This is a genomic window from Comamonas sp. NLF-1-9 (assembly GCF_019195435.1).
GTDB lineage: Bacteria > Pseudomonadota > Gammaproteobacteria > Burkholderiales > Burkholderiaceae_C > Comamonas_C.
Genome location: NZ_CP078069.1, coordinates 2,960,161 through 2,984,580 on the forward strand (window position 1 = coordinate 2,960,161; position 24,420 = coordinate 2,984,580).

Consider the following 24,420-nt stretch of genomic DNA (forward strand, 5'->3'; position numbering starts at 1 on the left):
TGAAAATGCAAGACCCCATCGTCATCGTCGGTGCCGCCCGTACCCCCATGGGCGCCTTCATGGGCGACTTTTCCGCGCTCGCCGCGCACGACCTGGGCGGCGCCGCGATCAAGGCCGCGGTCAAGCAGGCCGGCATCGCCCCGGAGAAAGTCGACGAGGTGTTGTTTGGCAACTGCCTCATGGCCGGACAAGGCCAGGCGCCGGCGCGCCAGGCGGCGCACAAGGCGGGGCTGCCGCGCAGCACCGGGGCGGTGACGCTGTCCAAGATGTGCGGCTCGGGCATGGAGTGCGCCATCCTCGCGCACGACCAGCTCGTGGCCGGCAGCCGCGACGTGATGGTCGCCGGCGGCATGGAGAGCATGACCAACGCCCCCTACCTGCTGCAAAAGGGCCGCGGCGGCTATCGCATGGGGCACGACAAGGTCTACGACCACATGATGCTCGACGGCCTGGAAGACGCCTACGAGCCCGGCCGCTCCATGGGCACCTTCGGCGAGGACTGCGCCGCCAAATACCAGTTCACGCGCGAGCAGCAGGACGCGTTTGCGGTCGAGAGCGTCCAGCGCGCGCAGCAGGCGGCGCAAAGCGGCGCGTTCGACGCCGAAATCACGCCGGTGACGTTTGCCACGCGCAAGGGCGAGGTGACGGTGTCCATCGACGAAGGCCCGGCCAAGGCCAAGCTGGACAAGATTGCCACGCTCAAACCCGCGTTCAAGAAGGACGGCACGATTACCGCAGCATCGAGCTCCAGCATCAACGACGGCGCGGCGGCGCTGGTGCTGATGCACGAATCGACCGCCAAGGAATTGGACTGCAAGCCGCTGGCGCGCATCGTCGCGCACGCCACGCATGCGCAGGAGCCCAACTGGTTCACCACCGCGCCGATCGGTGCGACCGAAAAGGCGCTGAAGAAGGCCGGCTGGAGCGTGGCCGACGTCGATCTGTGGGAGGTGAACGAAGCCTTTGCCGTGGTACCCATGGCGCTGATGCACGACCTGAAGGTGCCGCACGAGAAGGTCAACGTCAACGGCGGCGCCTGCGCGCTGGGCCACCCGATCGGTGCGAGCGGCGCGCGCATCATGGTCACGCTGCTGTATGCGCTCAAGGCACGCGGGCTGAAGAAGGGGCTGGCCACGCTGTGCATCGGCGGCGGCGAAGCCACGGCGGTCGCGCTGGAAGTGATTTAGTCCTTGTTTGATAGCTGCTGGCGCTTACCCATCAAGGGTTTTCGCCGCTTTTGACTGAAAAGACAGACATGGCCAGGGTTTTGATCATGGGGGCCTCGCGCGGTCTTGGGCTGGAGCTGGCACGCCAGTACCTCACCGCGCGCGATGAAGTGTTTGCCACGGCGCACAGCGACGCGGGCATGCAGGCGCTGCAGGAGCTCGGCCTCACGCCGCTGCGCCTGGACGTGAGCGATGCGGCCAGCGTGCAACAACTGGGCGAGCGGCTCAAGGGCGAGAGCATCGACATCGCCTGGCATGTGGCCGGGGTGATGTGCAGCCGCCGCGATGCGCGCCATGCGCCCAGTCTGCAGGAGTTCGACCGGGTGATGCACACCAACGTGCTGGGCGCGATGCAGACCATCCCCGTGGTGGCGCCGCTGGTGGAAGCAGCGCAGGGGCGCTTTGGCTTTCTCACCAGTGTCATGGGGCAGATCGGCAGCGCCAGCGCCAGCAACGCCTGGCTGTACCGCAGCAGCAAGGCGGCGCTGAACATGGTGGTGGCTTCGGCCCGGCACAGCTATCCCAAGGCCTGGTTTGCGCTGTTTCACCCCGGCTGGGTCAAGACCGACATGGGCGGCGACAAGGCTCCATTGGGCGTGCGCGACAGCGTGACCAGGCTGCGCGTGACGCTGCAGAGCGCCGGCGCTGCCGACAACGGCGCCTTCTTCAACGAAGAGGGTGTGCGCCTGCGCTCCTGGTAGCGCCGTTCAGCGCGCGGGCGCGGGCGTGCTCGCCGGCTCTGAGATGTCGCGAAACAGCAGCTGCGCGGCGCGCGCCGCCTGTACGTAGATGCCCGGCAACCGGTAGCCGCGCCGCGCCAGCGGCTGCAGCCCCACGCCGACCGCAAAGTCCTCGCTGTCTTGCGGCGCGGGCAGCGTCGCATCGCGCAGGGCCTGCAGCGCCAGGCGTCCCGCCTGCTCGCCCAGCCCCTCGGCCGAGGGCGCGATGGCCAGCGCCCCGCCGCCTTGCACGAAGCGCTCGCGCACGCTGATGGGCAGCGGGCGGGCGTTGGCCTCGGTCCAGCGCGCAACTTCCAGCGAATCGACGACGCCCGGCTCGCGCGCCGAGCGCGGCATGCCCGCAAAACTCAGCACCAGCAGCACGTCGGCCTGGCCCTCGGCCTCGCGCACCGCCTGCTGCCACTGCGCGTAGGTTTCGACCAGCCGCACCGGCGCAAGCCGGTGGTCCTGCCAATCGAAGGCCTGCACCTGGTCGCGCTCGACCTCGCCCGTGGGGTCTGCCATGCCCAGCGCCTGGATGCGCAGCGGCCGCGCTTCCAGCACCGCCAGCAGGTCGCGGATCTGCGCCAGCGGCAGCAGCTCGCGCACGCCGGTGACGTTGGCCGCGCCCGGGTAGCCAAAGCGCTGCGGATCTTCGGCGGTGGCATAGACCAGGCGCTGCGCGCGCGGGTCATCGGACACGTAGCGGTAGCCCAGCCACTGCTGCGCCTCTTCGCCGACGATGAGCACCACGTCGGGCTTCCAGGAGGTGATCACGGCGCGCGCCCGGGCGCTGGCCGCCTGCCATTCGGCGTTGCTCTGCACCTCGGCGCTGGAAAAGCTCATGTAATGCCAGCGCACGGCCAGCGGCTGGCGGTTGCCGGCCAGCGCGCGCTGCACGCCGCGGTCAAACAGTTGCTCCCAATGCCCGTCTTCGGAGAAGGTGTGCAGCACCAGCAGGCGCGGCTTGGCATGGTTGAACGCGATCAAGAGCGCAAACAGCAGCAGCACGAAGGTGCACAGGCAGGCGATGAGGATGCGGCGGCGCGGCGTCATCCGTCCAGCCCCAGTCAGCGCCACCAGGGAATGCTGGCAAACGCCAGCAGCACGCGCACGCCGTTGAGCCACCAGGCGTAGCGAAAGAACAGGCTTTCATCGCAGCGCTGGCGCATGCCCGCGCCCTGCAACTGCGCAAACGAGGACTGCTGGTGGGGCATGAACCAGATGTCGGAAAACAGCGAGGTCAGGAACACCACGATCCACGGGTGGATGCCGTTGGCCAGGCCTATGGGCAGCAGCAGCGTGGCCGCCAGCACCATGCCCGCGGTCGTCGGCAGCGCCAGGCGCAGCGCCACGGTGACCAGCAGCGCCAGCAGCGTGAACCAGACCAGGTCGCCATGGATCCAGCCCAGCAGCGGCATCAGCACCTGCAGCATGGCCTTGTCCAGATGCAGGTAGCTGATGGCGTCGGTAAAGCCGTCCAGGCACAGCAGGAAGAAGATCGTCGGCCAGTCGATCTTGCTCTGAAAGCCGCTCTTGTCCAGCAGCCCCAGCACCATCAGAGCAACCAGCACCAGGCCCGCGAGCCAAGCGGCCTGCGACTGGTGCCACTGCGGCAGCGCCGCGCCCAGCACGAAGGTGGTGAAGGCCAGCGCCGCCGCCCATTCCGCCGGCTGCAGCGGCCCGAGCGTGACGAGCTGGGTGCGGATGCGCGCCAGCGGCAGGGCCGTGCGTTGCTGCGGCTGCCAGGCCAGGCGCATGACGGCAAAGTGCACCAGCACGAAGCCCAGCGCCACCACCGTCGCGCCCAGCAGCCAGGTGATGCCTTGAAAGTTCAGCCGCACCTGCGCCGGCAGCATCGCGAAGGCCGCGAGGTTGGAGCTCTTGGCGGTGAGCAGCAGCGGCGAGAACAGCGTCGCGCCGGTGAAGGTCGCCACCACCAGCGCGCTGGCTTCGGGCGAATGCCGGCGCGCGCCCAGGCTTGCGTCCATTTCCTTGTACAGCGGCAGCATCAGCGCCAGGCGCGCGTTGGACGATGGCATGACGATGGACAACACCATGCCGAAGAAGGTCAGCGCCGAGCGGTGCCAGAACGGCGTGTCCGGCAGGCGCAGCAGCGTCCAGAGCATGAGCCGGTAAGCAAGCCCCGAAGCCACTACCACGGCCGACACCGCATACACCCCGAGCAGCAGGATGAAGGTGCGCGAGTAAAACCCGTGCAGCGCCACGCGCGCCGGCACCAGCTCGATGAACAGCATGGCGACGACGGCGATCAGGGGCGGGATGTATTCATCGACCAGCGCAAACAGCCACATCAGCGCGGCCATGGTGAACAGGCCCAGATAAACCGCCGCCTGCGGCGTGAGCCCCGCCCGCTGCCCCATCCACCAGGCCAGAGGCGACAACACCATGGTGCTGATCCACCCCAGCAAAGCCTTCCAGGGCAGCGGCGCGCTGGCGCTGGCGGCCGGCGCGGCGGGAGCGGGCGGCGCCAGTTCGCCCAGCGCACGAGCGAGTTCGGCGAGCGCCGGCGATTTGAGCTGGGGCCGGCTGGCCAGCAGGCTGCGCAGCGCGCCGCGTTCCAGGCGCAGTGCGCTCACCTCAGTCAGCGCCGTGGCGCTGGCCAGATAGCGGTTGTCGCTGGCGGTGCCGTCGGCAAAGGCCTCGGCGCCCAGGCCGTCGCCCGGCCCGGCGGTCTGCGAGCGGGTGCTCGAGAGCTTGGCCGTGCCGGCGGTGATCCAGTAGTAATGCTCGGACGGCGCGCCCGCTTCGAACAGGCGCTCTCCCGCCTTGAACTGGCAGGTCGTGGCGGCCGCCAGCAGCCGCGCGTGGTCCAGCCGCGAACAGCGGGCAAACAGCGGATGGGCGCGCAGCAGGGCGGCAATCTCGGCGGGCATGGGCGTCGGGCAAAGGCGGCCGGGCGGACTCGCAAGGCGGGGCAATGCTACAGCCCCCGGGCGCCGCGTGGCAAAGCCGCGCTCGGCCGGCGCAGCGCTGTGAAAGAATCGGCGCTGTCCGCGCTGCTGCTCAGCGCTCCACTTTTGCAGACCGCCGCCATGCTGTTGACCCAAGACCAGGAAATGATCCGCGACGCCGTGCGCGACTTCGTGCGCGAGCAGATCACCCCCCACGCCGCGCGCTGGGACAAGGGGCACCACTTCCCGCGCGAGGTGCACCAGGGCCTGGCCGCCTTGGGCGCCTACGGCATTTGCGTGCCAGAGGAATACGGCGGCGCAGGCCTCGACTACCTGACGCTGGCGCTGGTGCTGGAAGAAATCGCCGCGGGCGACGGCGGCACCAGCACGGCGATTTCCGTGACCAACTGCCCGGTCAACGCCATCTTGATGCGCTATGGCTCCGAGGCGCAAAAGCGCGACTGGCTCAGCCCGCTGGCGCGCGGTGAGATGCTCGGGGCGTTTTGCCTGACCGAGCCGCACGTCGGCTCGGACGCCTCCGCGCTGCGCACCACGGCCACGCTCGACGACGGCGAGTACGTGATCAACGGCGTCAAGCAGTTCATCACCAGCGGCCAGAACGGCCAGGTCGCGATCGTCATCGCCGTCACCGACAAGGCCGCGGGCAAGCGCGGCATGAGCGCCTTCATCGTGCCCACGAGCACGCCGGGCTACATCGTCGCGCGGCTGGAGGACAAGCTGGGCCAGCACAGCAGCGACACGGCGCAAATCCAGTTCGACAACTGCCGCGTGAGCGCCGCCAACCTCATCGGCGCCGAGGGCGAGGGCTACCGCATTGCACTGTCCGCGCTCGAGGGCGGGCGCATCGGCATCGCCGCGCAAAGCGTGGGCATGGCGCGCGCGGCGCTCGATTGCGCGCTGCACTACAGCAAGGAGCGCGAGAGCTTTGGCACGCCCATCTTCAACCACCAGGCCGTGGGTTTTCGCCTGGCCGACTGCGCCACGCAGATCGAGGCCGCACGCCAGCTCATCTGGCACGCCGCCAGCCTGCGCGACGCCGGTCGCCCCTGCCTGAAGGAGGCGGCCATGGCCAAGCTCTTTGCCACCGAGATGGCCGAGCGCGTGTGCAGCGCCGCCATCCAGACGCTGGGCGGCTATGGCTACGTGAGCGACTTCCCGGTCGAGCGCATCTACCGCGACGTGCGCGTCTGCCAGATCTACGAAGGCACGAGCGACGTGCAGAAAATCATCATCCAGCGGGCGCTGGCGTGAGCCAGGCCTGCCACTGCGGCCGGCTGGACGCGCGCGGCAAACCCCTGGCCTATGCCCAATGCTGCGAGCGCTACCTGGACCACTTCGACACCACACCCGCGCCCGACGCCGAAAGCCTGGTGCGCTCGCGCTACAGCGCCTACGTGCGTGAAAACGAGGCTTATCTGCGCGCCACCTGGCACGCAAGCCGGCGCCCCTCGCGCGTGCGCTTTGATGCGGGCGTGAAGTGGCTGGGCCTGGAGGTGCGCCAGCACCGCCAGACGGGCGAGCACAGCGCCGAAGTGGAATTCATCGCCCGCTGCCGCAGCGCCGACGGCAAGGCCACGCGCATGCATGAACTCAGCCGCTTCGTGCGCGAGGAGGGGCGCTGGTATTACGTGGATGGGGATTGGCGGTAGCGGGAGCAGCGTCGCAGGAGCGGACCGCTTTCCGAGTCCATTGCGCCCAGGTCCGGGCACAGGCGTTTATCGCTCGCGACCCCGTTTTTCCGTGTCTTCAAGCTGCAGCAGCAGGCGATCGAAATCGCTCTGAAACAGCCTGTCTTGCACGATGCGGTATTTCTCGAACTCGGTTTCGGCGTGGGCTTTGGCAATTTCGGCGCTCACGCGGCCGGCGTCCTGCAATACCTCGCGCTCCGTCAACTGCAGAAAGCGGTTCAGGCGCGCCTCCCAGTCCTGCATGGTCATCGGCATTTTCCGCTGTGCCATCAATTCGGCCATGTCCAGGTAGGCGTTGACCAGCCGGGAAAGCTGCACCAGCTCGTCCGCGTTCAGGTAGTTCTTGGCCACTACCACGTCGAATTTCTGAATCTTTCCGCGCGGCGCGTCCTTCCAGGTGGCCAGGCCCATGTGGGTCTTTCCGGCATCGGCGCGGGCGACGATCACTTCCGCCGCAGTGTGGCCATGGATCGCCCAGTGCAGCTTGTTCTGCACCGTGGCAAAGAACCGCTGTGTGGCCTGCGCGCTCACGTCGTAGTCGATGGCGGTGGCATAGATGTCGGTGATCTTCTGGTAGAACTTGCGCTCCGAAAGGCGGATCTCGCGGACGCGCTGAAGCTGCTCCTCGAAATACCGGTCGGACAGGACAGAGCCGCCTTGCTTCAGTCGCTCCACGTCCATGGCCCAGCCCTTGATGGCGAACTCCTCGACGATGCCGATCGCCCATTTGCGAAACTGCACCGCACGCTCGGAATTGACCTTGTAGCCCACAGCGATGATGGCGGCCAAGCTGTAGTGCTTGGTGTCGTAGCCCTTGCCGTCGGCGGCAGTTGTTCGAAAATTTCTAACAACTGCGTCCTCCCGCAACTCGCTGTCGGCAAATACCTTTTTCAAGTGGTAGTTGATGGTGGGCACCTCCACGCCGTAGAGCGTGGCCATCATCTTCTGGCTCAGCCAGACGTTCTCGTCGGCATATACCGCCTCCACGCCCCCTTGGCCGGAGGCTGCGACAAAGGTCAGGTATTCCGCCGCGGAAGAGCGGACGGAGGGAACTGTCTGCTTTCTCTTGCTCATGTCTGGCCCTGTGTGCTGCCAGACGGGTGCTGCTCTGGCGTCTCTTGGCATATCGGATTGACTCAAGGCCAAGTATGGACCCGGGGAAGAAAGAACTCAGCCGCTTCGCGCGCATGTGTGGGCGCTGGTGTTACGTGGACGGCGACTGGCGGTAGCTCGCACGGTACTGCTGCGGCGAGCAGCCCGCCCAGGCCCGAAACGCGCGGGCGAAGCTCTTGTCGCTGGCAAAGCCGGCCGCCTGCGCTACCTGCTTGACGGGGCGTTCGGTGTGGCGCAGCAGGTGTTCGGCCTGGGCGCGGCGCACTTCGTTCTTGAGCTGTTGCAGCGATGCGCCTTCCTGGCGCAGCTGGCGGTGCAGCGTGCGCTCTGAAAGGTGTAGCGCGTCGGCCACAAGCACCGCGCTTTGCAGCATGGCCGGGTCGCTGCCCAGAAGCTGGCGCACGCGCGCTACCAGCAGGCGCTCGCGCTGGTATTGCCAGACGGTGAGCGGCAGCGCCCGCTGCAGCATGTGTTGCAGCGCGGCTTCGTCGCGCGTCAGGGGCAGGGCCAGATAGCGGCTGTCGAACTCAAATGCGGCCTGCGGGGCGTCGAAGCCGATCGGCCCGGGGAACAGCAATGGATACACCTCGGCGTGCGCCGGCGCGGCGAACGGAAACTGCACCCGCGCAAGCCGCACGCGGGTGTCGATCAGCCAGCAGGCCAAGCCGTGGAGGTTGCGCAGCGTGGACAGCAGGCAGATCTCGCGCAGCGCGCCGCCCGGGCCGAGCGGGCGGTGCTCGGCAATCGCGATGCGCGCGCTGTCGCCGCCCTGGCTCAGCGTCAGGGTGATGTCGTCGGTCAGCAGCGCGTGGTGGCGGCACCAGCGCGCCAGCGCCAGCCCCAGCTGCCCCGATGTGATGGAGGCGCGCGCCAGCATGCCGTAGCTGCCCCAGGGCAGGCGACGGCTGAACCAGCCCAGGGCTTCGTCGTCCAGTTCGCGCATGGCGGCGGCGCACAGGCGCTCGAACTGGGTGGCGGTCACGTAGCCCCGGGGCTGCTTGAGTTGCGATGGCGTGATTTGTGCCTGCGCCAGAGCTTCTTCAGGGCGCATGGCGCGGACCTCGTAGGCGCGCACGACGTCCAGCACCAGAGCGACGGGCGTGCGGGCGTGCGGCTTGCGGGCGGGGCGCATGTCGAGCATGCGCGAGTGTGCTGCGGGCTGGCAGGTTTTGCAACCTGTCTGGCGCCCCGCATGGCGCGACAAGCGCTAAAGTGGCCCGGTAGGGCGTCGGGAGCATCGCCGGGAATATGGGTCAAATCGGCCTCAAACGCTTGCTGTACAAGCGCGAGCAGCTCTCAAAACAATAGATAAAGGACATCCCATGTCGGTTTTGCAAACCAAGCTCAACCCGCGTTCGGCCGATTTCCAGGCCAATGCTCAGGCCATGCGCGCGCTGGTGGACGACCTCAAGGCCCAGGTCGCCAAGGTCGGTCAGGGCGGGGGCGAGGCGGCGCGCAAGAAGCACCTGGCGCGCGGCAAGCTGCTGCCGCGCGTGCGCGTGCAGATGCTGCTGGACCCGGGCACGCCGTTTCTGGAAATTGCCCCGCTGGCGGCGCTGCACATGTACCCGGACCGCGACGGCACCGATTCCGCCCCGGCAGCCGGGCTGATTGCAGGCATTGGCCGTGTCTCTGGCGTGGACTGCATGATCGTGTGCAATGACGCGACGGTGAAGGGCGGCACCTACTACCCGATGACGGTGAAGAAGCACCTGCGCGCGCAGGAGGTCGCCCAGCAGAACCGCCTGCCCTGCATCTACCTGGTGGACTCGGGCGGCGCCAATTTGCCCAACCAGGACGAGGTCTTCCCCGACCGCGACCACTTCGGCCGCATCTTCTACAACCAGGCCAACATGAGCGCGCAGGGCATTGCGCAGATCGCCGTGGTCATGGGCAGTTGTACGGCGGGCGGCGCCTATGTGCCGGCGATGAGCGACGAATCCATCATCGTCAAGAACCAGGGCACGATCTTTCTGGGCGGCCCGCCGCTGGTGAAGGCCGCCACGGGCGAGGAGGTGAGCGCCGAAGACCTGGGCGGGGGCGACGTGCACACGCGCCTGTCGGGCGTGGCCGACTACCTGGCGCAAAACGACACCCATGCGCTGGCCCTGGCGCGCGAGGTGGTGGCACACCTGAACCACACCAAGACGCCCGCCGGTGCGCTGCGCAAACCCGCGCCGCCCAAATACGCGCCCGAAGAGCTCTACGGCGTGATTCCCAAGGACACGCGCAAACCCTTTGACGTGCACGAGATCATCGCCCGCATCGCGGACGAGAGCGCCTTCCAGGAATTCAAGGCGCGCTTTGGCACCACGCTGGTCTGCGGCTTTGCGCACATCGAAGGCATGCCCGTGGGCATCATTGCCAACAACGGCATTCTGTTTTCCGAGTCGGCGCAAAAGGGCGCGCACTTCATCGAGCTGTGCTGCCAGCGCAAGATCCCGCTCGTCTTCCTGCAGAACATCACCGGCTTCATGGTCGGGCGCAAGTACGAAAACGAAGGCATCGCCCGCCACGGCGCCAAGCTGGTCACGGCGGTGGCCACGGCCAACGTGCCCAAATTCACCGTCATCATCGGCGGCAGCTTTGGCGCCGGCAACTACGGCATGTGCGGGCGCGCCTACAGCCCGCGCTTTCTCTGGATGTGGCCCAACGCGCGCATCAGCGTGATGGGCGGCGAGCAGGCCGCCACGGTGCTGGCCACCGTCAAGCGCGACGGCATAGAGCGCAAGGGCGGGCAGTGGAGCGCCGAGGAGGAAGAAGCCTTCAAGGCCCCGATCCGCGAGCAGTACGAAGAGCAGGGCCACCCCTATTACGCCAGCGCCCGCCTGTGGGACGACGGCGTGATCGACCCCGCCGACACCCGCCGCATGCTGGCGCTGGGCCTGTCGGCGGCGCACAACGCGCCGATCGAAGACGTGAAGTTTGGCGTTTTCCGGATGTAAGGTGTACGATGTGTCAATAATTCATGATTGATACACATTATGCGCACAAACATTGATATTGACGACGACTTGTTGGCCAAGGCCATGCAGGCAGGCCCCTACACGACCAAGAAGGACACCGTGGAGGCAGGCCTGCGCCTGCTGGCGCGCCAGGCGGCGTACCGCGAAATCCTGAAATGGCGCGGCAAGCTCAAGTGGGAAGGCGACGAATCAATCGACTGGACGCAGCCGGACCCGGAAACCGAGGTGGATGAAGCGCCCACGCTTGTCGCGCTGGAGGTAAATGAAGGCCGGGCGGACTACCGTGCCACGCGCGCCAAGCCGCCAGCCCCAACGCCAGCGAACCCCACACCGGAGAAGCGCCACCGTGCTGGTCGTTGACTCCAGCGTCTGGATCGATTTTTTTGCCGACCGGCCTACCGCCGCCTGCGATGAACTCGATCGTCTGCTGCAGGACGGCCAGACCCGTCTGGTCGTGCCCGACGTGGTGCTGTACGAGGTGCTGCGCGGCTTTCGCCACGAGCGCGCGATGCGCCAGGCGCGGACGCTGCTGCAAACCCTCAGCGTCGAGCCTTGCGGCGGTGCGGACGTGGCGCTGGCCGCCGCCGAGCACTACCGCCACCTGCGCGCGCGCGGCATCACGGTGCGCGCCAGCACGGGCGTGATGGTCGCCGCCTTCTGCATCGAACGCGACTACCTGCTGCTGCACCGCGACCGCGATTACGACGGTTTTGCCGCGCACCGGGGTCTGCGCATTTGGGAGCATTGACGATGCCCACTTGGCAAGACCATTTTTCGACCCTGGCGCGCTACAACGTCTGGGCCAGCACGCGCCTGCTGGACGCCGTCGCGCCGCTGGACGAAGCCGACTACCGGCGCGACATGGGGCTGTTTTTCAAGAGCATTCACGGCAGCCTCAACCACCTGCTGGTGGCCGAACACCTGCTGTGGTGGGGCCGCATTGCCGAGGGCGTTTCGCTGAAGGTGGCGCTGGACGGCGAAGCCGAGCCGGACCGCGCACGCCTGGCGCAACGCCTGCTGCAAGGCGCTGCCCGCTGGCAACCGCTGATCGAGAGCTGGCCGGCATCGCGCTTTGACGGCCGGTTCAACTACACGACGATGGGCGGCGAGCCCGTCTCGCTGCCCTTTGCTGCCACGCTGGCCCACGTCTTCAACCATGGCACGCACCACCGCGGGCAGATCACGGCGGCACTGACGGCGCTGGGCCAGCGCTGCCCCGAACTCGACATGGCCTACATGCTGCAAGAGGAATCCCCGACATGACGACGGCTGTTCATACCGACGTGCAAGGCCACGTCGCCACCATCACGCTCACCCGTCCTGAGGTGCGCAACGCCTTCAACGACGAAGTCATCGCCGAGCTCACCCAGGCCTTTGCCGATCTGGGGCAGCGCGACGAGGTGCGCGCCATCGTGCTGGCAGCCGTTGGCCCGGCGTTTTGCGCCGGTGCCGACCTGAACTGGATGCGCCGCATGGCCGACTACACGCGCGAGGAGAACCTGGCGGACGCCGCCAAGCTCGCAGAGATGCTGCGCGTGATCTACGAATGCCCCAAACCCACCATCGCGCGCGTGCAGGGCGACGTCTACGCCGGCGGCATGGGCCTGGTGGCTGCTTGCGACCTGGCGGTGAGTGTGGACAGCGCGCACTTCTGCCTGAGCGAGGTCAAGCTCGGCCTGGCCCCCGCCACCATCAGCCCCTACGTGGTCCGCGCGATGGGCGCGCGTGCCGCGCATCGTTATTTCTTGACGGCAGAGCGCTTCAGCGCAGCCGAGGCGCATCGCATCGGCTTCGTGCACGAGGTGGTCGCGACCGATGAACTGGACGCCACCGTCGCCACCTGGCTCAAGGCGCTGACCAGCGCCAGCCCGAACGCGGTGCGCGTGTGCAAGCAACTGGTGCGCGACGTGGCCGAGCGCGAGATCACGCCCGCGCTGGTCGCCGCCACGGTGCAAGGCATTGCCGACATCCGCGCCAGCAGCGAGGGCAAGGAGGGCGTGCAGTCCTTTTTGCAAAAGCGCAAGCCCGACTGGCTGGTGTCTTGAGGGGCGATACCGTGATTTTTCAGACCAAATATGCCGCTGGCGCTTGCTGGACAAGCGCGAGCAGCTATTGGTTTGGAAGCGATGGCATTCAAGAGGCCGGTATCGCCCCTCTCCCCTCTGGGGAGAGGCTGGGTGAGGGGCTGCGCGCAGCCTGCAAAGCGCGTCGCGTTCACGGCGGCACCGGCCCTCACCCCAACCCTCTCCCAGAGGGAGAGGGAGACAAACCCGGGCCACGCAAGGTTTGACCAGCCATGAGCACGCCCCTCGACTCCCTCGTCCAATGGCTGCACGGCCTGGACATTCACGTCGCGCCGCAGGCTGCGGAGGCGGCAGGGCAGGTCGCCGGCCAGGTGGGCGATGCGGTGGGCCGCGCGGCCGCCACGCTGGACATGCCCGGGCTGGTGGCGCTGGCGGCGGCGCTGGGCTGGGCCAGCGGGCTGCGGCTGTATGCGGTGGTGTTCCTGGTCGGCGGCATGGGCGCGCTGGGCTGGATTGCACTGCCCGCGGGCTTGCAGTTGCTGCAGCATCCGGCGGTCTTGACGGCGGCGGGCTTCATGATGTTCGTGGAGTTCTTCGCCGACAAGATCCCCTGGGTGGACAGCGTCTGGGATGCGGTGCACAGCGTCGTGCGCATCCCTGCCGGGGCGCTGCTGGCGGCGGGCGTGTTCGGTGCCGACTCGGGCACCATGGCGCTGGTCGCGGGGCTGCTCGGCGGCTCGCTGGCCGCGACCTCGTTTGCCACCAAGGCCACTACGCGTGCGGCCATCAACACCTCGCCCGAGCCGTTTACCAACGGCCTCGCGTCGCTGTTCGAGGATGGTCTGGTGGTGGGCGCCGTCTGGCTGGCCATCGCGCATCCGCTGTGGTTTGGCGTGGCGCTGGTGGTGACGGTGTTGGTGTCCATCGCCCTGCTGGTGCTGCTGTTTCGCTTTCTGCTGGCCGTCTGGCGCCGCCTGAGGTCCTTCTTCGGCGCGCCGGCCACACCTGCGCCATTGAATTGATGAGGAGAAATCCATGTTTGAAAAAATCCTGATCGCCAATCGCGGCGAAATCGCCTGCCGGGTGGCGGCCACCGCACGCCGCATGGGCGTGAAGACCGTCGCCGTCTATTCCGACGCGGACGCGCACGCCAAGCACGTGCTGGCCTGCGACGAGGCGGTGTACATCGGCGGCAATGCCCCGGCCGAGAGCTATCTGCAGTGGCAGCGCATCATCGATGCCGCCCGCGCCACGGGCGCGCAGGCGATCCACCCCGGTTACGGCTTTCTGAGCGAGAACGAGGCCTTTGCCCACGCCTGCGCCGACGCGGGCTTGGTCTTCATCGGCCCGCCCGCCAGCGCCATCCAGGCCATGGGCCTGAAGGCCGAATCCAAGCGCCTCATGGCCAAGGCCGGCGTGCCGCTGGTGCCGGGCTACCAGGGCGAGGACCAAGACCCGCAGCTCTTGCAGCGCGAGGCCGACAAGATCGGCTACCCGGTGCTGATCAAGGCCAGCGCCGGCGGCGGCGGCAAAGGCATGCGCGAGGTCTACAAGAGCGAAGACTTTGCCGATGCGCTCGCCTCCTGCAAGCGCGAGGCGGCCAACAGCTTTGCCAACGACGCGGTGCTGATCGAAAAACTGGTGCAGCAGCCGCGCCATATCGAAATCCAGATCTTTGGTGATACCCAGGGCAACTGCGTCTACCTGTTTGAGCGCGACTGCTCCACCCAGCGGCGCCACCAGAAGGTGCTGGAAGAAGCCCCCGCCCCCGGCATGACGCCCGAGCTGCGTCGCCAGATGGGCGAAGCGGCCGTGGCCGCCGCGCGCGCCGTCGGCTATGTGGGCGCGGGCACGGTGGAATTCATCGTCGAGCAGCCCGGCGGTTATGCGCATCCCGAACAAATGAAGTTCTACTTCATGGAGATGAACACGCGCCTGCAGGTCGAGCACCCGGTGACCGAGGCGATCAGCGGCCAAGACCTGGTCGAATGGCAATTGCGCGTGGCCTTTGGCGAGCCGCTGCCTTTGGCGCAAGAGCAGCTCACCATCCACGGCCACGCGATCGAGGCGCGCATCTGCGCCGAAAACCCGGACAAGGACTTCCTGCCCGCCACCGGCACCCTGCGCGTCTACCGCAAGCCCGCACACGTGGCGTTTGAAATCGGCGCGGTGCGCTTTGACGACGGCGTGCGCGAGGGCGACGCGATCAGCCCCTTCTACGACAGCATGATCGCCAAGCTCATCGTGCACGGCAAGACGCGCCAGGAGGCGCTGGCCAGGCTCGATGCCGCGCTGGCTGCCACGCACATCGCCGGGCTGCAGACCAACGTGCAGTTTCTGCGCCACGTGCTGGCGACCGACTCGTTTCGCCAGGCGCAGCTCGATACCGCGCTGATCCCGCGCGAGGCCGAGCACTTGTTCAACCAGGACCCGCTGGGGCGCGAACTGGTCGTGGCCGCCGCCGTCGCGCAAACCGTGCTGGCCGAGCGCGCCGCAGAAACCGACGACCCCTTCAGCCGCACCGACGGCTTTCGCTCGCACGGCGTGGCCACGCGCCGCGTCGATCTGGAATACCAGGGCGAGCCGCTCGTCGCCAAGCTGCGCTATCTGGACGATGGCCTGCAGCTGCAAGTGGGCGATGGCGCGCCGCAGCCGCTGTCCATCACCGCGCTGCCCGATGGCCGCATCGACCTGCGCTACGGCGAGCGGCGCGAGCTGGTGCAGGTGCATGCGCTGGGCGAGGAGGAATACGTCTTTGCCACCCGGGGCGCGGCGCGCATCACCGAACTCGACATGCTCTCGCGCGCCGACGAAGGCGGGGCCGAGGGCGGACGCCTGACCGCGCCCATGCCGGGCAAGGTCGTCTCGATCGCGGTGAAGGCCGGCGACAAGGTCGCCAAGGGCCAGGCGCTGGCCGTGATGGAAGCCATGAAGATGGAGCACACCATCGCCGCGCCGCAAGACGGCGTGGTGCAAGAGGTGCTGTACGCGCCGGGTGACCAGATCGCCGAGGGCGAGGAACTGCTCAAGCTCGATGCATCCTGAGTCGCATGCCGCCTTGACGCGTGTCCCCGTCCGTTCGCGGTGGGGCGCCGCACCTACACTGCTGGCTTGGTGCTTCCTCTGCAGTCCGGTGCTATGGATGTGGCCGTCGGCCGATCGGCTGGTCGATACCTTGGGTTCGGCGTTGCTGCTGGCGCCGGTGTTTCTGTGGCGCCACGGCGCGCGCCTGGCGGCAGGGCTGCTGGTACCGATCGGGGCGGTATACCTCGGCTATTTCCTGGCGGTGCGCTCGGCGCCCGACGAGTATTTCTGGTTCACCATTTTGGGTTCGCACACGAGCGAGGCAATGCAGTACGCAGCCTCTTACCGTGTGCGTGACGGGCTGTGGCTGCTCGCTTGGCTGGTGGCCGCCAGCGGCGCCGCATGGTGGATCGGGCACCGACCCTTGCACTTGCATCGGGCGCTGCGCGCCGTCCTGGTTCTGATCGCATGGGTCTGGCTGGCATGGGCTGTGGTTTCGATTGCCAAGCAGCAGACGCTGGTGTCGGCGCTGAGCAACATCGACCGGGTCTATCCGCTTGGGCTGCTCGAATCGCTGGCGCGCCAACAGGCGGCGCAGGCGCAGATATTTTCCGTACCCGGCGTGGCTCCGCCGACCGCTTCCGTGCGTGCCGATCTCATCGTCGTGGTCCTGGGCGAGAGCGCCAGTGCACTGCGCTGGTCGCTGCTGGGCTATGGCGGGCATCCAACGAACGAGGACCTGACGCCTGTGCGTTCCGAGCTGCAGGTCCTGTCAGTGCTCAGCAACGGCAACAACACCGCTCAGGCAGTGCCCATGCTGCTCAGCGGATCGGAGCTCGACCGCTTGCCAGTTCAGGGCTTGCCGACCTGGCTCGACTGGGCGCATGCGGCGGGGTTTCGGGTTGTGACGCTGAGCAACCAAAGCCGTTCGGGTATCGGCGAGACCTTCTTTCACGTGGCCTATCGTCAGCGGTCGGACCGGTACGTGAATCTGCCTGCCGGCGCACGCGACAGCGGGCTCACACCCCTGCTGCGCCAAGCGCTCGACGAGGCCAGACCCGGCCAACCGCTGCTGGTGACGCTGCATACCTACGGTAGCCATCCGCGCGTGGGCCAGCGCTACGAACCGCAGCAGGCCCGCTGGGATGATCCGTACGACAACAGCATTGCCGCTTCGAGCCAACTGCTGGCGCAGTGGATAAGGCTGCTGCACCGGCACGCCAAGGAGCGCCGCGCGGTGCTGCTCTACATCTCGGACCACGGACTGAACCTTCCCGCCTGCGGTAGCAACTACACCCACGGTAGTGCGCAAAGCGCCTACGAAGTGCCCTTCATGCTGTGGAGCAACGCGGCGTTTCGTGCCGATCAGCCGCAATGGAGCAGCCAGGCGACTCGCAATGCATGGGCTGCGCCCGATGGCCTGCCGCGCTATGACAACCGCGTCTTCGCCGCGACGATGGCCGACCTGCTGGGCCGTCCCGCACCCTATCCGTCGCTGGGCAGTGCGCAAACGCCTCCGCCACCCGCGCTCGACGGCACCCCGTTTGCCACGCTCGTGCACCAGGACGCCTGCGAAGTCCGCCGGGCGATGCGATGATTGCATCCAAGAGACCGAGTGAATCACCATGACCTATCCAACCCACGTCCGCCTCATCGACGTCGGCCCGCGCGACGGCCTGCAAAACGAAAAACAACCCCTCCCGGCCAGCGACAAGATCGCCCTGGTCCACAAGCTGCAAGCGGCCGGCCTGCACGAGATCGAAGTCACCAGCTACGTCAGCCCCAAATGGGTGCCGCAAATGGCCGACAACCACGCGGTGATGGCCGGCGTGCAGCGCCAGACCGGCGTGCGCTACAGCGTGCTGGTGCCCAACCTCAAGGGCTGGGAGGCGGCGGTGCAAGACCGGCCCGACGAGATCGTCGTCTTTGGTGCGGCGAGCGAAGCCTTTAGCCAGAAGAACATCAACTGCTCGATCGCCGAGAGCATCGAGCGTTTTGCCCCTGTGGTGCAGGCCGCACTGGCCGCCGGCGTGGCGGTGCGCGGCGCCATGAGCTGCACCGTCGGCTGCCCCTACGAGGGCGATATCGCTCCGGCGCGCGTGGAATATCTGGCGGGCTTGATGCGCGGCATAGGCGTTGAGCGCGTGGACGTGGCCGACACCATAGGCGTGGGCACGCCGCTCAAGGTGCAGCGCGCAATGGAAGCCGCGCTCAAGCACTACGACATCGACCACGTGAGCGGCCACTTTCACGACACCTACGGCCAGGCGCTGTCCAACACGCTGGCCGCGCTGCACATGGGCGTGTGGAATTTCCAGTCCTCCGTTGCCGGCCTGGGCGGCTGCCCCTATGCCAAGGGCGCGACGGGCAACGTGGCGACCGAGGACGTGGTCTATCTGCTGCACGGCCTGGGCATAGAGACCGGCATCGACCTGGACAAGCTGGTCGACGCCGGCGCCTTCATCAGCGGCGTGCTGGGCAAGCAGCCCCAGTCGCGCGTGGCCGTGGCCATGCTGAACAAGCGGGCGGCTTGACCATGGCGGCGCAAGACTCCGACAGCGTGCAGCGCGTGCGCGCCGCCCTGCAGGCCGCCGGCCATCCGCATGCGCCGCAAATGCTCGACATCTCGGCGCGCACCGCACAAGAGGCGGCCGACGCGCTCGGCGTCGTCGTCGGCCAGATCGCCAAGAGCATCATCTTCCGGCGCAAGAGCGATGACGCAGCGGTGCTCGTCGTCACCTCGGGCGACCGGCGCGTGGACGAGAAAAAAGTCAGCGCCCTGATCGGCCCGATCGGCCGCGCCGACGCCGACTTCGTCAAGAGCGCGACGGGCTTCACCATCGGCGGCGTCTCACCCGTCGGCTTCAGCCGGGCGCCGGTGACCCTGATCGATGCCGAACTGCTGCGCTTCGACGAAATCTGGGCCGCCGCAGGGCACCCGCACGCGGTGTTCCGCCTCAAGCCCCAAGACCTGGAGCGCCTGACCGGCGCGCCCGTGGCCGATGTGGTGCAGGCGCCCAAAACCAGCGCCTGAAAGAGTGTGCCGACTGGCGCAGCCCCTCACCCCAGCCCTCTCCCCAGAGGGGCGAGGGAGAAATACCGCGCCGGTTTGGCCCCGCTGCGCGCAAGAGGCGGGGCGAAACGCGGCCCCGGCTTTTCTCCCTCCCCAAAGGGGCGAGGGTGCCATGCCGCGCCGGTTTGGCACCTCTGCGCACAAGAGGCGGGGCGACACGCGGCCCCGGTTTTCCTCCCTCTCCCTCTGGGAGAGGGCCGGGGTGAGGGCCAGCGGCCTGTGATGTCGCCTTTCCTTGTCCACGATCAGAGCCAGACCCCATGCACGAAATCACCTTCTACCTCGACTTCGTCTCCCCCTACGCCTGGCTCGCCTTTGAGCAACTGCCGCGCACCCTTGAAGGCCTGAGCGTGCACGTGCGTTACCGCCCGGTGCTGCTGGGCGCGCTGCTGCAGCACCACGGCAACCCGGCGCCGGTCAGCGTGGCACCCAAGCGCGACTGGCTTTATCGCCACGTGAATTGGCTGGGCCACAGCCTGGGCGTAGGTCTGGACATGCCCGCGCGCCATCCCTTTCACTCCTTGCCGCTGCTGCGCCTGGCCCTCGGCCACAGCCCGGACGGCGATGTCAACCGCTTCACCGCAGGCGCCGTGCTGCGCCACGTCTGGCAGGGCGGGCACGATGCGCTCGACCCCGAGCGCCTGACGCAATTGACCCAGGCACTGGCCGAGCAATGGCAGCCCGAGGGCGACGCCGCCGCCCACGCCAAGGCGCTCTTGCGCGCCAATACCGACCAGGCCGCCGCGCGTGGCGTGTTCGGCGTGCCGACGTTTGAAGTGCAGGGCAGGCTCTTCTGGGGCTTGGACAGCCTGCCCATGCTGCGCGCGTTTCTGGACTGCGACGCGTGGTTCGACGGCCCTGCGTGGGCGCAAGCGGCGCAGCAGCCTTCGGGCCTCCCAGGCATTCCCTGAGTCCTAAAATCAATAGCTGCTGGCGCCCGGCTGCTGGGCGTTCCGGGCATATTTCTTTCACAAGGAGAAAGCATGGCCAAGAAACCCTCCCCCTGGCGCTTGAAGCCCCCGGCCTTTCGCCTGGGCAGCGGCAGCTTTCCGCGGTTCGTCGATGCGCACACCCTGGTGCAACTGGGCACGCGCGGGGTCGAGGTCTGGGACGTGCAGGAAGGGCGCAGGCGCCTCACCGCCCCGCGCGTGGTCAACCCCGCGTCGCTGGCGGTTTCCGCCAGCCAGCGCTGGGCCGCCACCTCCAACGGCTACAGCCAGGCCGTCGTGGCAGACCTGCACAGCGGCGCGTCGCTGTGCAGCATCGCGCTGGAGCCGCGTGCCTGGATGGAAAAGCTCGCCGTCTCGCCCACGGGCGACCGGCTGCTCGCTCTGGGCCAGTACGCCAGCTTGCGCGTGTTCAACCCCGCCACGGGCGCGTGCGAGCGGGTCGAAAAATTCGGCGATGAGCGCTGGTTTGCAGCCTGCCTCAGCGTGCACGCGCCCAGTGGCCGGGTGCTGATCGGCTTCAACGAATGGCACCACAGCGCTGACGACGTGCCGCCCACCTGCACCTCGCACCTGCTGCAATGGCAGTGGCCGCTGGTACCCGGCGCGGCGCGGCTGCTGGAGAGCCGCACGCGTCCCCTGCAGCAGGCCTGGCATTGCCCGGATGGTGAGCGGCTGCTGGTGCTCTCCGAGACCTGGCCGGGCACCGGGCCGCTGGAGCTGCGCCTGCTCGATACCGACGGCGGCGTGCTGCGGCAGGCGCAGCTGCAGCAGTCGCCATTGGTCTGGCAGCAAAGCCAGCACGCCAGCGACGTGGTCTGGTCGGCCGACGGCGCGGAGCTGGCGCTGGTGCTCTCCTGGGGCGAGATCGTTTTTCTCGATGCGCACACCTTGCAGGTCAAGCAACGCGCCTATGGCGACAACTTGCGCGGCCTGGCCTGGGCGCCGGGCGGCGATCTGCTGGCCATCACCGGCGCCAAGGGCCTGGTGCTGCCGCGGGAAGAGGTCGCCAGCTGGTCCACTGCCGAAGGCCAGCCAGCCGCCGAGCTGCACAGCGCCACCATGACTGCCGTCGCCCGCCTGCCGCAGGTGCGCAAGCACCATGCGCCGCGCGCGGCCGTCTTCTTTTGCCCGGACCGCATCGTGGTGCAGGCCGAGCGCCTGTTTGCGCTGATGCGCTACCTGCCGCAGCCCGATGTCGTGGTGCTTGCGCCCGACGCCAGCGCCCAAGACCTGGGCCGCGCCGTGCGCCAGGCGCTCGCGCGTTTTGACAAGAGCGGCTTCATCCCCGACCTGCCCGCCGGCCTGGACACCGACCCTGAGCGTTGGCAAGCGCTGGGCATGGACGCTGCCGACATGCCGCGGGTGCGTGTCTTCGGCCGAGCGCACGAGTTCAGCGAAGCGCTGCCCGAGGCCACGCGCTACTTCACCCTCAGCCTGCACGACGGCACGCTGGACCTGTGGCCCGGCTGCGTGCTGGGCGGCGGACGCTTTGCCGAACAGGAATGGCCGCATCTGCCCCTGCCCGCCGACATCGGCGACGCCGCCCTGGGCCAGGCGCTGCACCACTGCGCGCTGCAGCCGGAAAAAATCGGCGTGCGGCAACTGCCCGCCTGGCGGCAGTGGCAGGGGGCGACCGCTTGACCCGCGCGGCAGCCTGCGCCAATGTTCGGCGGGAGGCTGGTCAAGAAAATACAAAATTCATAGCTGCCAGCGCTTGATGGTAGGGCGCTACAGCCATATTTCATTCAAAACCCCATGCCCCTGTCCTGGAACGAAATCAAATCCCGTGCGCTGGCCTTCAGCCGCACCTGGGACAACGCGGCCAATGAAGATTCGGAGGCCAAGCCCTTCTGGATCGCCTTCTTCGAGATCTTCGGCATCACCGACAAGCGCGTCGCCACCTTCGAGCTGAACGTCAAGAAGCACGGCGGCGGGCAGGGATTTGTGGACTTGTTCTGGCCCGGCATGCTGCTGGTCGAGCAAAAGTCGCGCGGGCGCAGTCTGGATGCCGCCTTCGACCAGGCGCTGGGCTACTTCCCCGGCATTCTTGAGCGCGACCTGCCGCAGATCATCATCGTCTGCGACTTCGCGCGCTTTCGCGTGCACCAGCTCGCCAGCGGCAAGACCACGGAATTCGCCCTGGCCGATCTGCACAAGCACGTGCGCCTGTTTGGCTTCATCGCGGGCTACCGGGTGCAGGAAATCACCGCGCAAAACCCGGTCAACATCCACGCCGCCGAGCGCATGGGGCGGCTGCACGACGCGCTCAAGGCCAGCGGCTACGGCGGTCATGCGCTGGAGGTGCTGCTGGTGCGCCTGCTGTTTTGCCTGTTTGCCGACGACACCGGCATCTTCCAGCCCGCGCAGGCGCTGCGCCTGTGGGTGGAAGAGCGCACCGCGCCCGACGGCAGCGACCTGGGCCCGCGCCTGGCGCAGCTCTTTCAGGTGCTCAACACGCCCGAGCACCTGCGCAGCAAGCACCTGGACGAGCAGCTCGCCGCCTTCCCCTACGTCAACGGCCGCTTGTTTGAAGAACCTCTGCCCCTGGCCGACTTCGACGCCGACATGCGCACCGCGCTGCTCGACGCCTGCGCGCTCGATTGGTCGGCCATCAGCCCCGCCATCTTCGGCAGCCTGTTCCAGAGCATCATGGACGCCAAGGCGCGGCGCAACCTGGGCGCGCACTACACCAGCGAAGAGAACATCCTCAAGCTCATCAAGCCGCTGTTTCTCGATGCGCTGTGGGCCGAATTTCACAAGGTCAAGAACAACAAGAACCGCCTGTTCGAATTCCACAAAAAGCTGCGCCAACTGACCTTCTTTGACCCGGCTTGCGGCTGCGGAAATTTCCTCGTCATCAGCTACCGCGAACTGCGCCTGCTGGAGCTGGAAGTGCTGCGCGCCAGCTATCAAAGCGGCCAGCAGACGCTGGACGTGCACCAGCTCATCAGCCTGGACGTGGACCAGTTCTTCGGCATCGAGATCGAGGAATTTCCCGCGCAGATCGCGCAGGTCGCGCTGTGGCTGGTGGACCACCAGATGAATTTGCGCGTGAGCGAGGAATTCGGCCTGTACTTTGCGCGCATCCCGCTCAAAAGCAGCGCGCGCGTGGTGCATGGCAATGCGCTCACGCTCGACTGGAACGAGGTGCTGCCGGCCGAGCAGTGCAGTTATGTGCTGGGCAATCCGCCGTTTCTCGGCAAGAAGGAGCAAAGCGCAGCACAGAAAGAAGCTTTTGCGCTTGTGATGGGCCAGATCAAAGGCTTTGGTGTGCTCGACTTCGTCGCCGCCTGGTACATCAAGGCCGCGCGCTACATGCAGGGCGCTGTTTCAACTCCTTCCCCCTCTGGGGGAAGGTTGGGATGGGGGCCCGGGGTGCTGGCCGAGGCGGGCACGCGCGCAGGCGCCGCTGGCCCCCACCCCTGCCCTCCCCCAAAGGGGGAGGGGGTGAAAACCCGCGCCGCCTTCGTCTCCACCAACAGCATCACCCAGGGCGAGCAGGTCGGCGTCCTCTGGGGCTGGCTGCTGGCTCAGGGCATCCATATTCACTTTGCGCACCGCACCTTTCGCTGGAGCAACGAGGCCAGCGGCAAGGCAGCCGTGCACTGCGTCATCGTTGGCTTTGGTCTGCAGGATTTGCCGAACAAGGTGATCTACGAATATGAAGACATCAAGGGCGAACCGCTGGCGGTACCTGCGGCCAACATCAATCCCTATTTGGTGGACTATCCGGACTTGGTGCTGCAAAGACGCTCCAGCCCTCTGTGTGCGACGCCGCCTTTGATTGAAGGCATCACGCCGTTGGACAACGGCATCCTGGCCTTCACAGCAGATGAGAAACAAGCCTTTCTCGCCAAGGAGCCCGGCGCTGAACGTTGGTTTCGCACCCTGCTGACAGGCAATGACTTCATCAATGACCAGCAGAATTTTTGTCTCTGGTTATCCGATGCCAGGCCCAGCGATTTGCGAGCCATGCCTCACGTCATGACGAAGGTGGCAGAGGTGAAACGCTTCCGCGAGAACAGCAGGTCGTCGCAAAAATTTGCTGCCACACCTTGGTTGTTCCGCGAGACCACCATCCCCGAGCGTTACATCCTCATTCCCAAGACCAGTTCAGAGCGTCGACGCTTCTTCCCGCTGGGGTTCGTTGATCACGTCGTGGTAACGAACTCGGCGCTATACATGGACGGTGGTGGTCTGTATGAATTTGGCATCCTTTGCAGCACCATGCACAACGCTTGGCTACGGATCGTTGGAGGTCGCTTGAAAAGCGACTTCCGCTACTCCGCCGCCATCGTCTACAACAACTTCCCCTGGCCCGATCTCCCCGCAGAATCAGAGCCAAATCAGCCTCTAACGCCCGTCCACAAAGCGCAAGCAGCTATTGAAACCGCAGCGCAAGCGGTGCTGGCCGCCCGCGCCAGCTTCCCCGGCAGCAGCCTGGCCGACCTGTACGACCCGCTCACCATGCCGCCCGCCTTGCTCAAGGCGCACCAGAAGCTCGACGCGGCGGTGGATGCCGCCTACGCCCTGTGCGGCGGCAAGAAAACCTGGAAGAGCGACGCCGAGCGCGTGGCGTATCTCTTCGAGCGCTACCAGCAGCTCACCAGCCTGCTGCCGGTGGGCAAGGCCAAAGCAGACAAAAAGCGCGTGACGTGACTGTTGGTAATAGGTCGTATCGCTTTTGTTTGATACCAATTG

At 67.1% G+C, this 24,420-nt stretch carries 21 protein-coding genes; 17 read left to right on the forward strand and 4 right to left on the reverse strand.

The window, feature by feature from the left end; genetic code table 11:
- The first annotated feature begins 5 nt into the window (after positions 1–5).
- Positions 6–1,187: an acetyl-CoA C-acyltransferase gene (locus tag KUD94_RS14310; protein WP_218237832.1), complete on the forward strand. Its 1,182-nt coding sequence runs from the start codon at positions 6–8 to the stop codon at positions 1,185–1,187.
- Positions 1,188–1,255: 68 nt separating this feature from the next.
- On the forward strand, positions 1,256–1,927 hold the full coding sequence (locus KUD94_RS14315) for an SDR family oxidoreductase (protein WP_218237833.1): 672 nt from the start codon (positions 1,256–1,258) through the stop codon (positions 1,925–1,927).
- A 6-nt stretch (positions 1,928–1,933) separates the two neighbouring features.
- On the opposite strand, the gene KUD94_RS14320 is transcribed toward KUD94_RS14315, so the two are convergent.
- Entirely contained in the window at positions 1,934–3,001 is a 1,068-nt protein-coding gene (locus KUD94_RS14320; protein ID WP_218237834.1) for a hypothetical protein, read from the reverse strand.
- 14 nt (positions 3,002–3,015) lie between these two features.
- Entirely contained in the window at positions 3,016–4,842 is a 1,827-nt protein-coding gene (locus KUD94_RS14325) for an SLC13 family permease (protein WP_218237835.1), read from the reverse strand.
- A 159-nt stretch (positions 4,843–5,001) separates the two neighbouring features.
- On the opposite strand from KUD94_RS14325, the gene KUD94_RS14330 reads away from it, so the two are divergent.
- A complete protein-coding gene (locus tag KUD94_RS14330; RefSeq protein WP_218237836.1) occupies positions 5,002–6,132 on the forward strand; it encodes an acyl-CoA dehydrogenase family protein in 1,131 nt (376 codons plus the stop codon).
- The gene (locus KUD94_RS14335) at positions 6,129–6,530 is read left to right on the forward strand and encodes a YchJ family protein (RefSeq protein ID WP_218237837.1); all 402 of its coding nucleotides are present in this window, start codon (positions 6,129–6,131) and stop codon (positions 6,528–6,530) included. The genes KUD94_RS14330 and KUD94_RS14335 overlap by 4 nt, the downstream gene beginning before the upstream one ends.
- Positions 6,531–6,596: 66 nt before the next feature.
- Here KUD94_RS14335 and KUD94_RS14340 read toward each other — a convergent pair whose 3' ends face one another.
- Positions 6,597–7,643, reverse strand: a complete 1,047-nt coding sequence (locus tag KUD94_RS14340) for a virulence RhuM family protein (protein ID WP_218237838.1) — start codon at positions 7,641–7,643, stop codon at positions 6,597–6,599.
- Between the two features lie 130 nt (positions 7,644–7,773).
- Positions 7,774–8,823, reverse strand: a complete 1,050-nt coding sequence (locus tag KUD94_RS14345) for an AraC family transcriptional regulator (RefSeq protein WP_218237839.1) — start codon at positions 8,821–8,823, stop codon at positions 7,774–7,776.
- Positions 8,824–9,004: 181 nt separating this feature from the next.
- Between KUD94_RS14345 and KUD94_RS14350 the strand changes: the two genes are divergently transcribed.
- The 13 genes from KUD94_RS14350 to KUD94_RS14410 all read left to right on the forward strand — a co-directional run bounded on the left by KUD94_RS14350 (position 9,005) and on the right by KUD94_RS14410 (position 24,378).
- The gene (locus KUD94_RS14350; protein WP_218237840.1) at positions 9,005–10,627 is read left to right on the forward strand and encodes a carboxyl transferase domain-containing protein; all 1,623 of its coding nucleotides are present in this window, start codon (positions 9,005–9,007) and stop codon (positions 10,625–10,627) included.
- Between the two features lie 39 nt (positions 10,628–10,666).
- Positions 10,667–11,008, forward strand: coding sequence for a type II toxin-antitoxin system VapB family antitoxin (locus tag KUD94_RS14355; RefSeq protein WP_218237841.1), 342 nt, complete (start codon positions 10,667–10,669; stop codon positions 11,006–11,008).
- Positions 10,995–11,396: a PIN domain nuclease gene (locus KUD94_RS14360; RefSeq protein WP_218237842.1), complete on the forward strand. Its 402-nt coding sequence runs from the start codon at positions 10,995–10,997 to the stop codon at positions 11,394–11,396. Before KUD94_RS14355 ends, KUD94_RS14360 begins: the two co-directional genes overlap by 14 nt.
- A 2-nt stretch (positions 11,397–11,398) precedes the next feature.
- Entirely contained in the window at positions 11,399–11,911 is a 513-nt protein-coding gene (locus KUD94_RS14365; RefSeq protein ID WP_218237843.1) for a DinB family protein, read from the forward strand.
- Positions 11,908–12,693 carry an enoyl-CoA hydratase/isomerase family protein gene (locus tag KUD94_RS14370; protein WP_218237844.1) on the forward strand — a complete coding sequence of 262 codons (786 nt, stop codon included), beginning with the start codon at positions 11,908–11,910 and terminating at the stop codon, positions 12,691–12,693. The genes KUD94_RS14365 and KUD94_RS14370 overlap by 4 nt, the downstream gene beginning before the upstream one ends.
- A gap of 251 nt (positions 12,694–12,944) precedes the next feature.
- Positions 12,945–13,694: a DUF4126 domain-containing protein gene (locus tag KUD94_RS14375; protein WP_218237845.1), complete on the forward strand. Its 750-nt coding sequence runs from the start codon at positions 12,945–12,947 to the stop codon at positions 13,692–13,694.
- Between the two features lie 13 nt (positions 13,695–13,707).
- Complete coding sequence (locus KUD94_RS14380) at positions 13,708–15,717, forward strand: acetyl/propionyl/methylcrotonyl-CoA carboxylase subunit alpha (RefSeq protein WP_218237846.1); 2,010 nt, start codon at positions 13,708–13,710, stop codon at positions 15,715–15,717.
- A 97-nt stretch (positions 15,718–15,814) separates the two neighbouring features.
- Positions 15,815–17,293: a sulfatase-like hydrolase/transferase gene (locus KUD94_RS14385; protein WP_218237847.1), complete on the forward strand. Its 1,479-nt coding sequence runs from the start codon at positions 15,815–15,817 to the stop codon at positions 17,291–17,293.
- 28 nt (positions 17,294–17,321) lie between these two features.
- Positions 17,322–18,230, forward strand: coding sequence for a hydroxymethylglutaryl-CoA lyase (locus tag KUD94_RS14390; RefSeq protein ID WP_218237848.1), 909 nt, complete (start codon positions 17,322–17,324; stop codon positions 18,228–18,230).
- A 2-nt stretch (positions 18,231–18,232) separates the two neighbouring features.
- Positions 18,233–18,730, forward strand: a complete 498-nt coding sequence (locus KUD94_RS14395) for a YbaK/EbsC family protein (RefSeq protein ID WP_218237849.1) — start codon at positions 18,233–18,235, stop codon at positions 18,728–18,730.
- A 299-nt stretch (positions 18,731–19,029) separates the two neighbouring features.
- Complete coding sequence (locus KUD94_RS14400; RefSeq protein ID WP_218237850.1) at positions 19,030–19,680, forward strand: 2-hydroxychromene-2-carboxylate isomerase; 651 nt, start codon at positions 19,030–19,032, stop codon at positions 19,678–19,680.
- Positions 19,681–19,752: 72 nt separating this feature from the next.
- A complete protein-coding gene (locus KUD94_RS14405; RefSeq protein ID WP_218237851.1) occupies positions 19,753–21,360 on the forward strand; it encodes a WD40 repeat domain-containing protein in 1,608 nt (535 codons plus the stop codon).
- A gap of 114 nt (positions 21,361–21,474) precedes the next feature.
- On the forward strand, positions 21,475–24,378 hold the full coding sequence (locus KUD94_RS14410; protein WP_218237852.1) for a DNA methyltransferase: 2,904 nt from the start codon (positions 21,475–21,477) through the stop codon (positions 24,376–24,378).
- Positions 24,379–24,420: the final 42 nt, after the last annotated feature.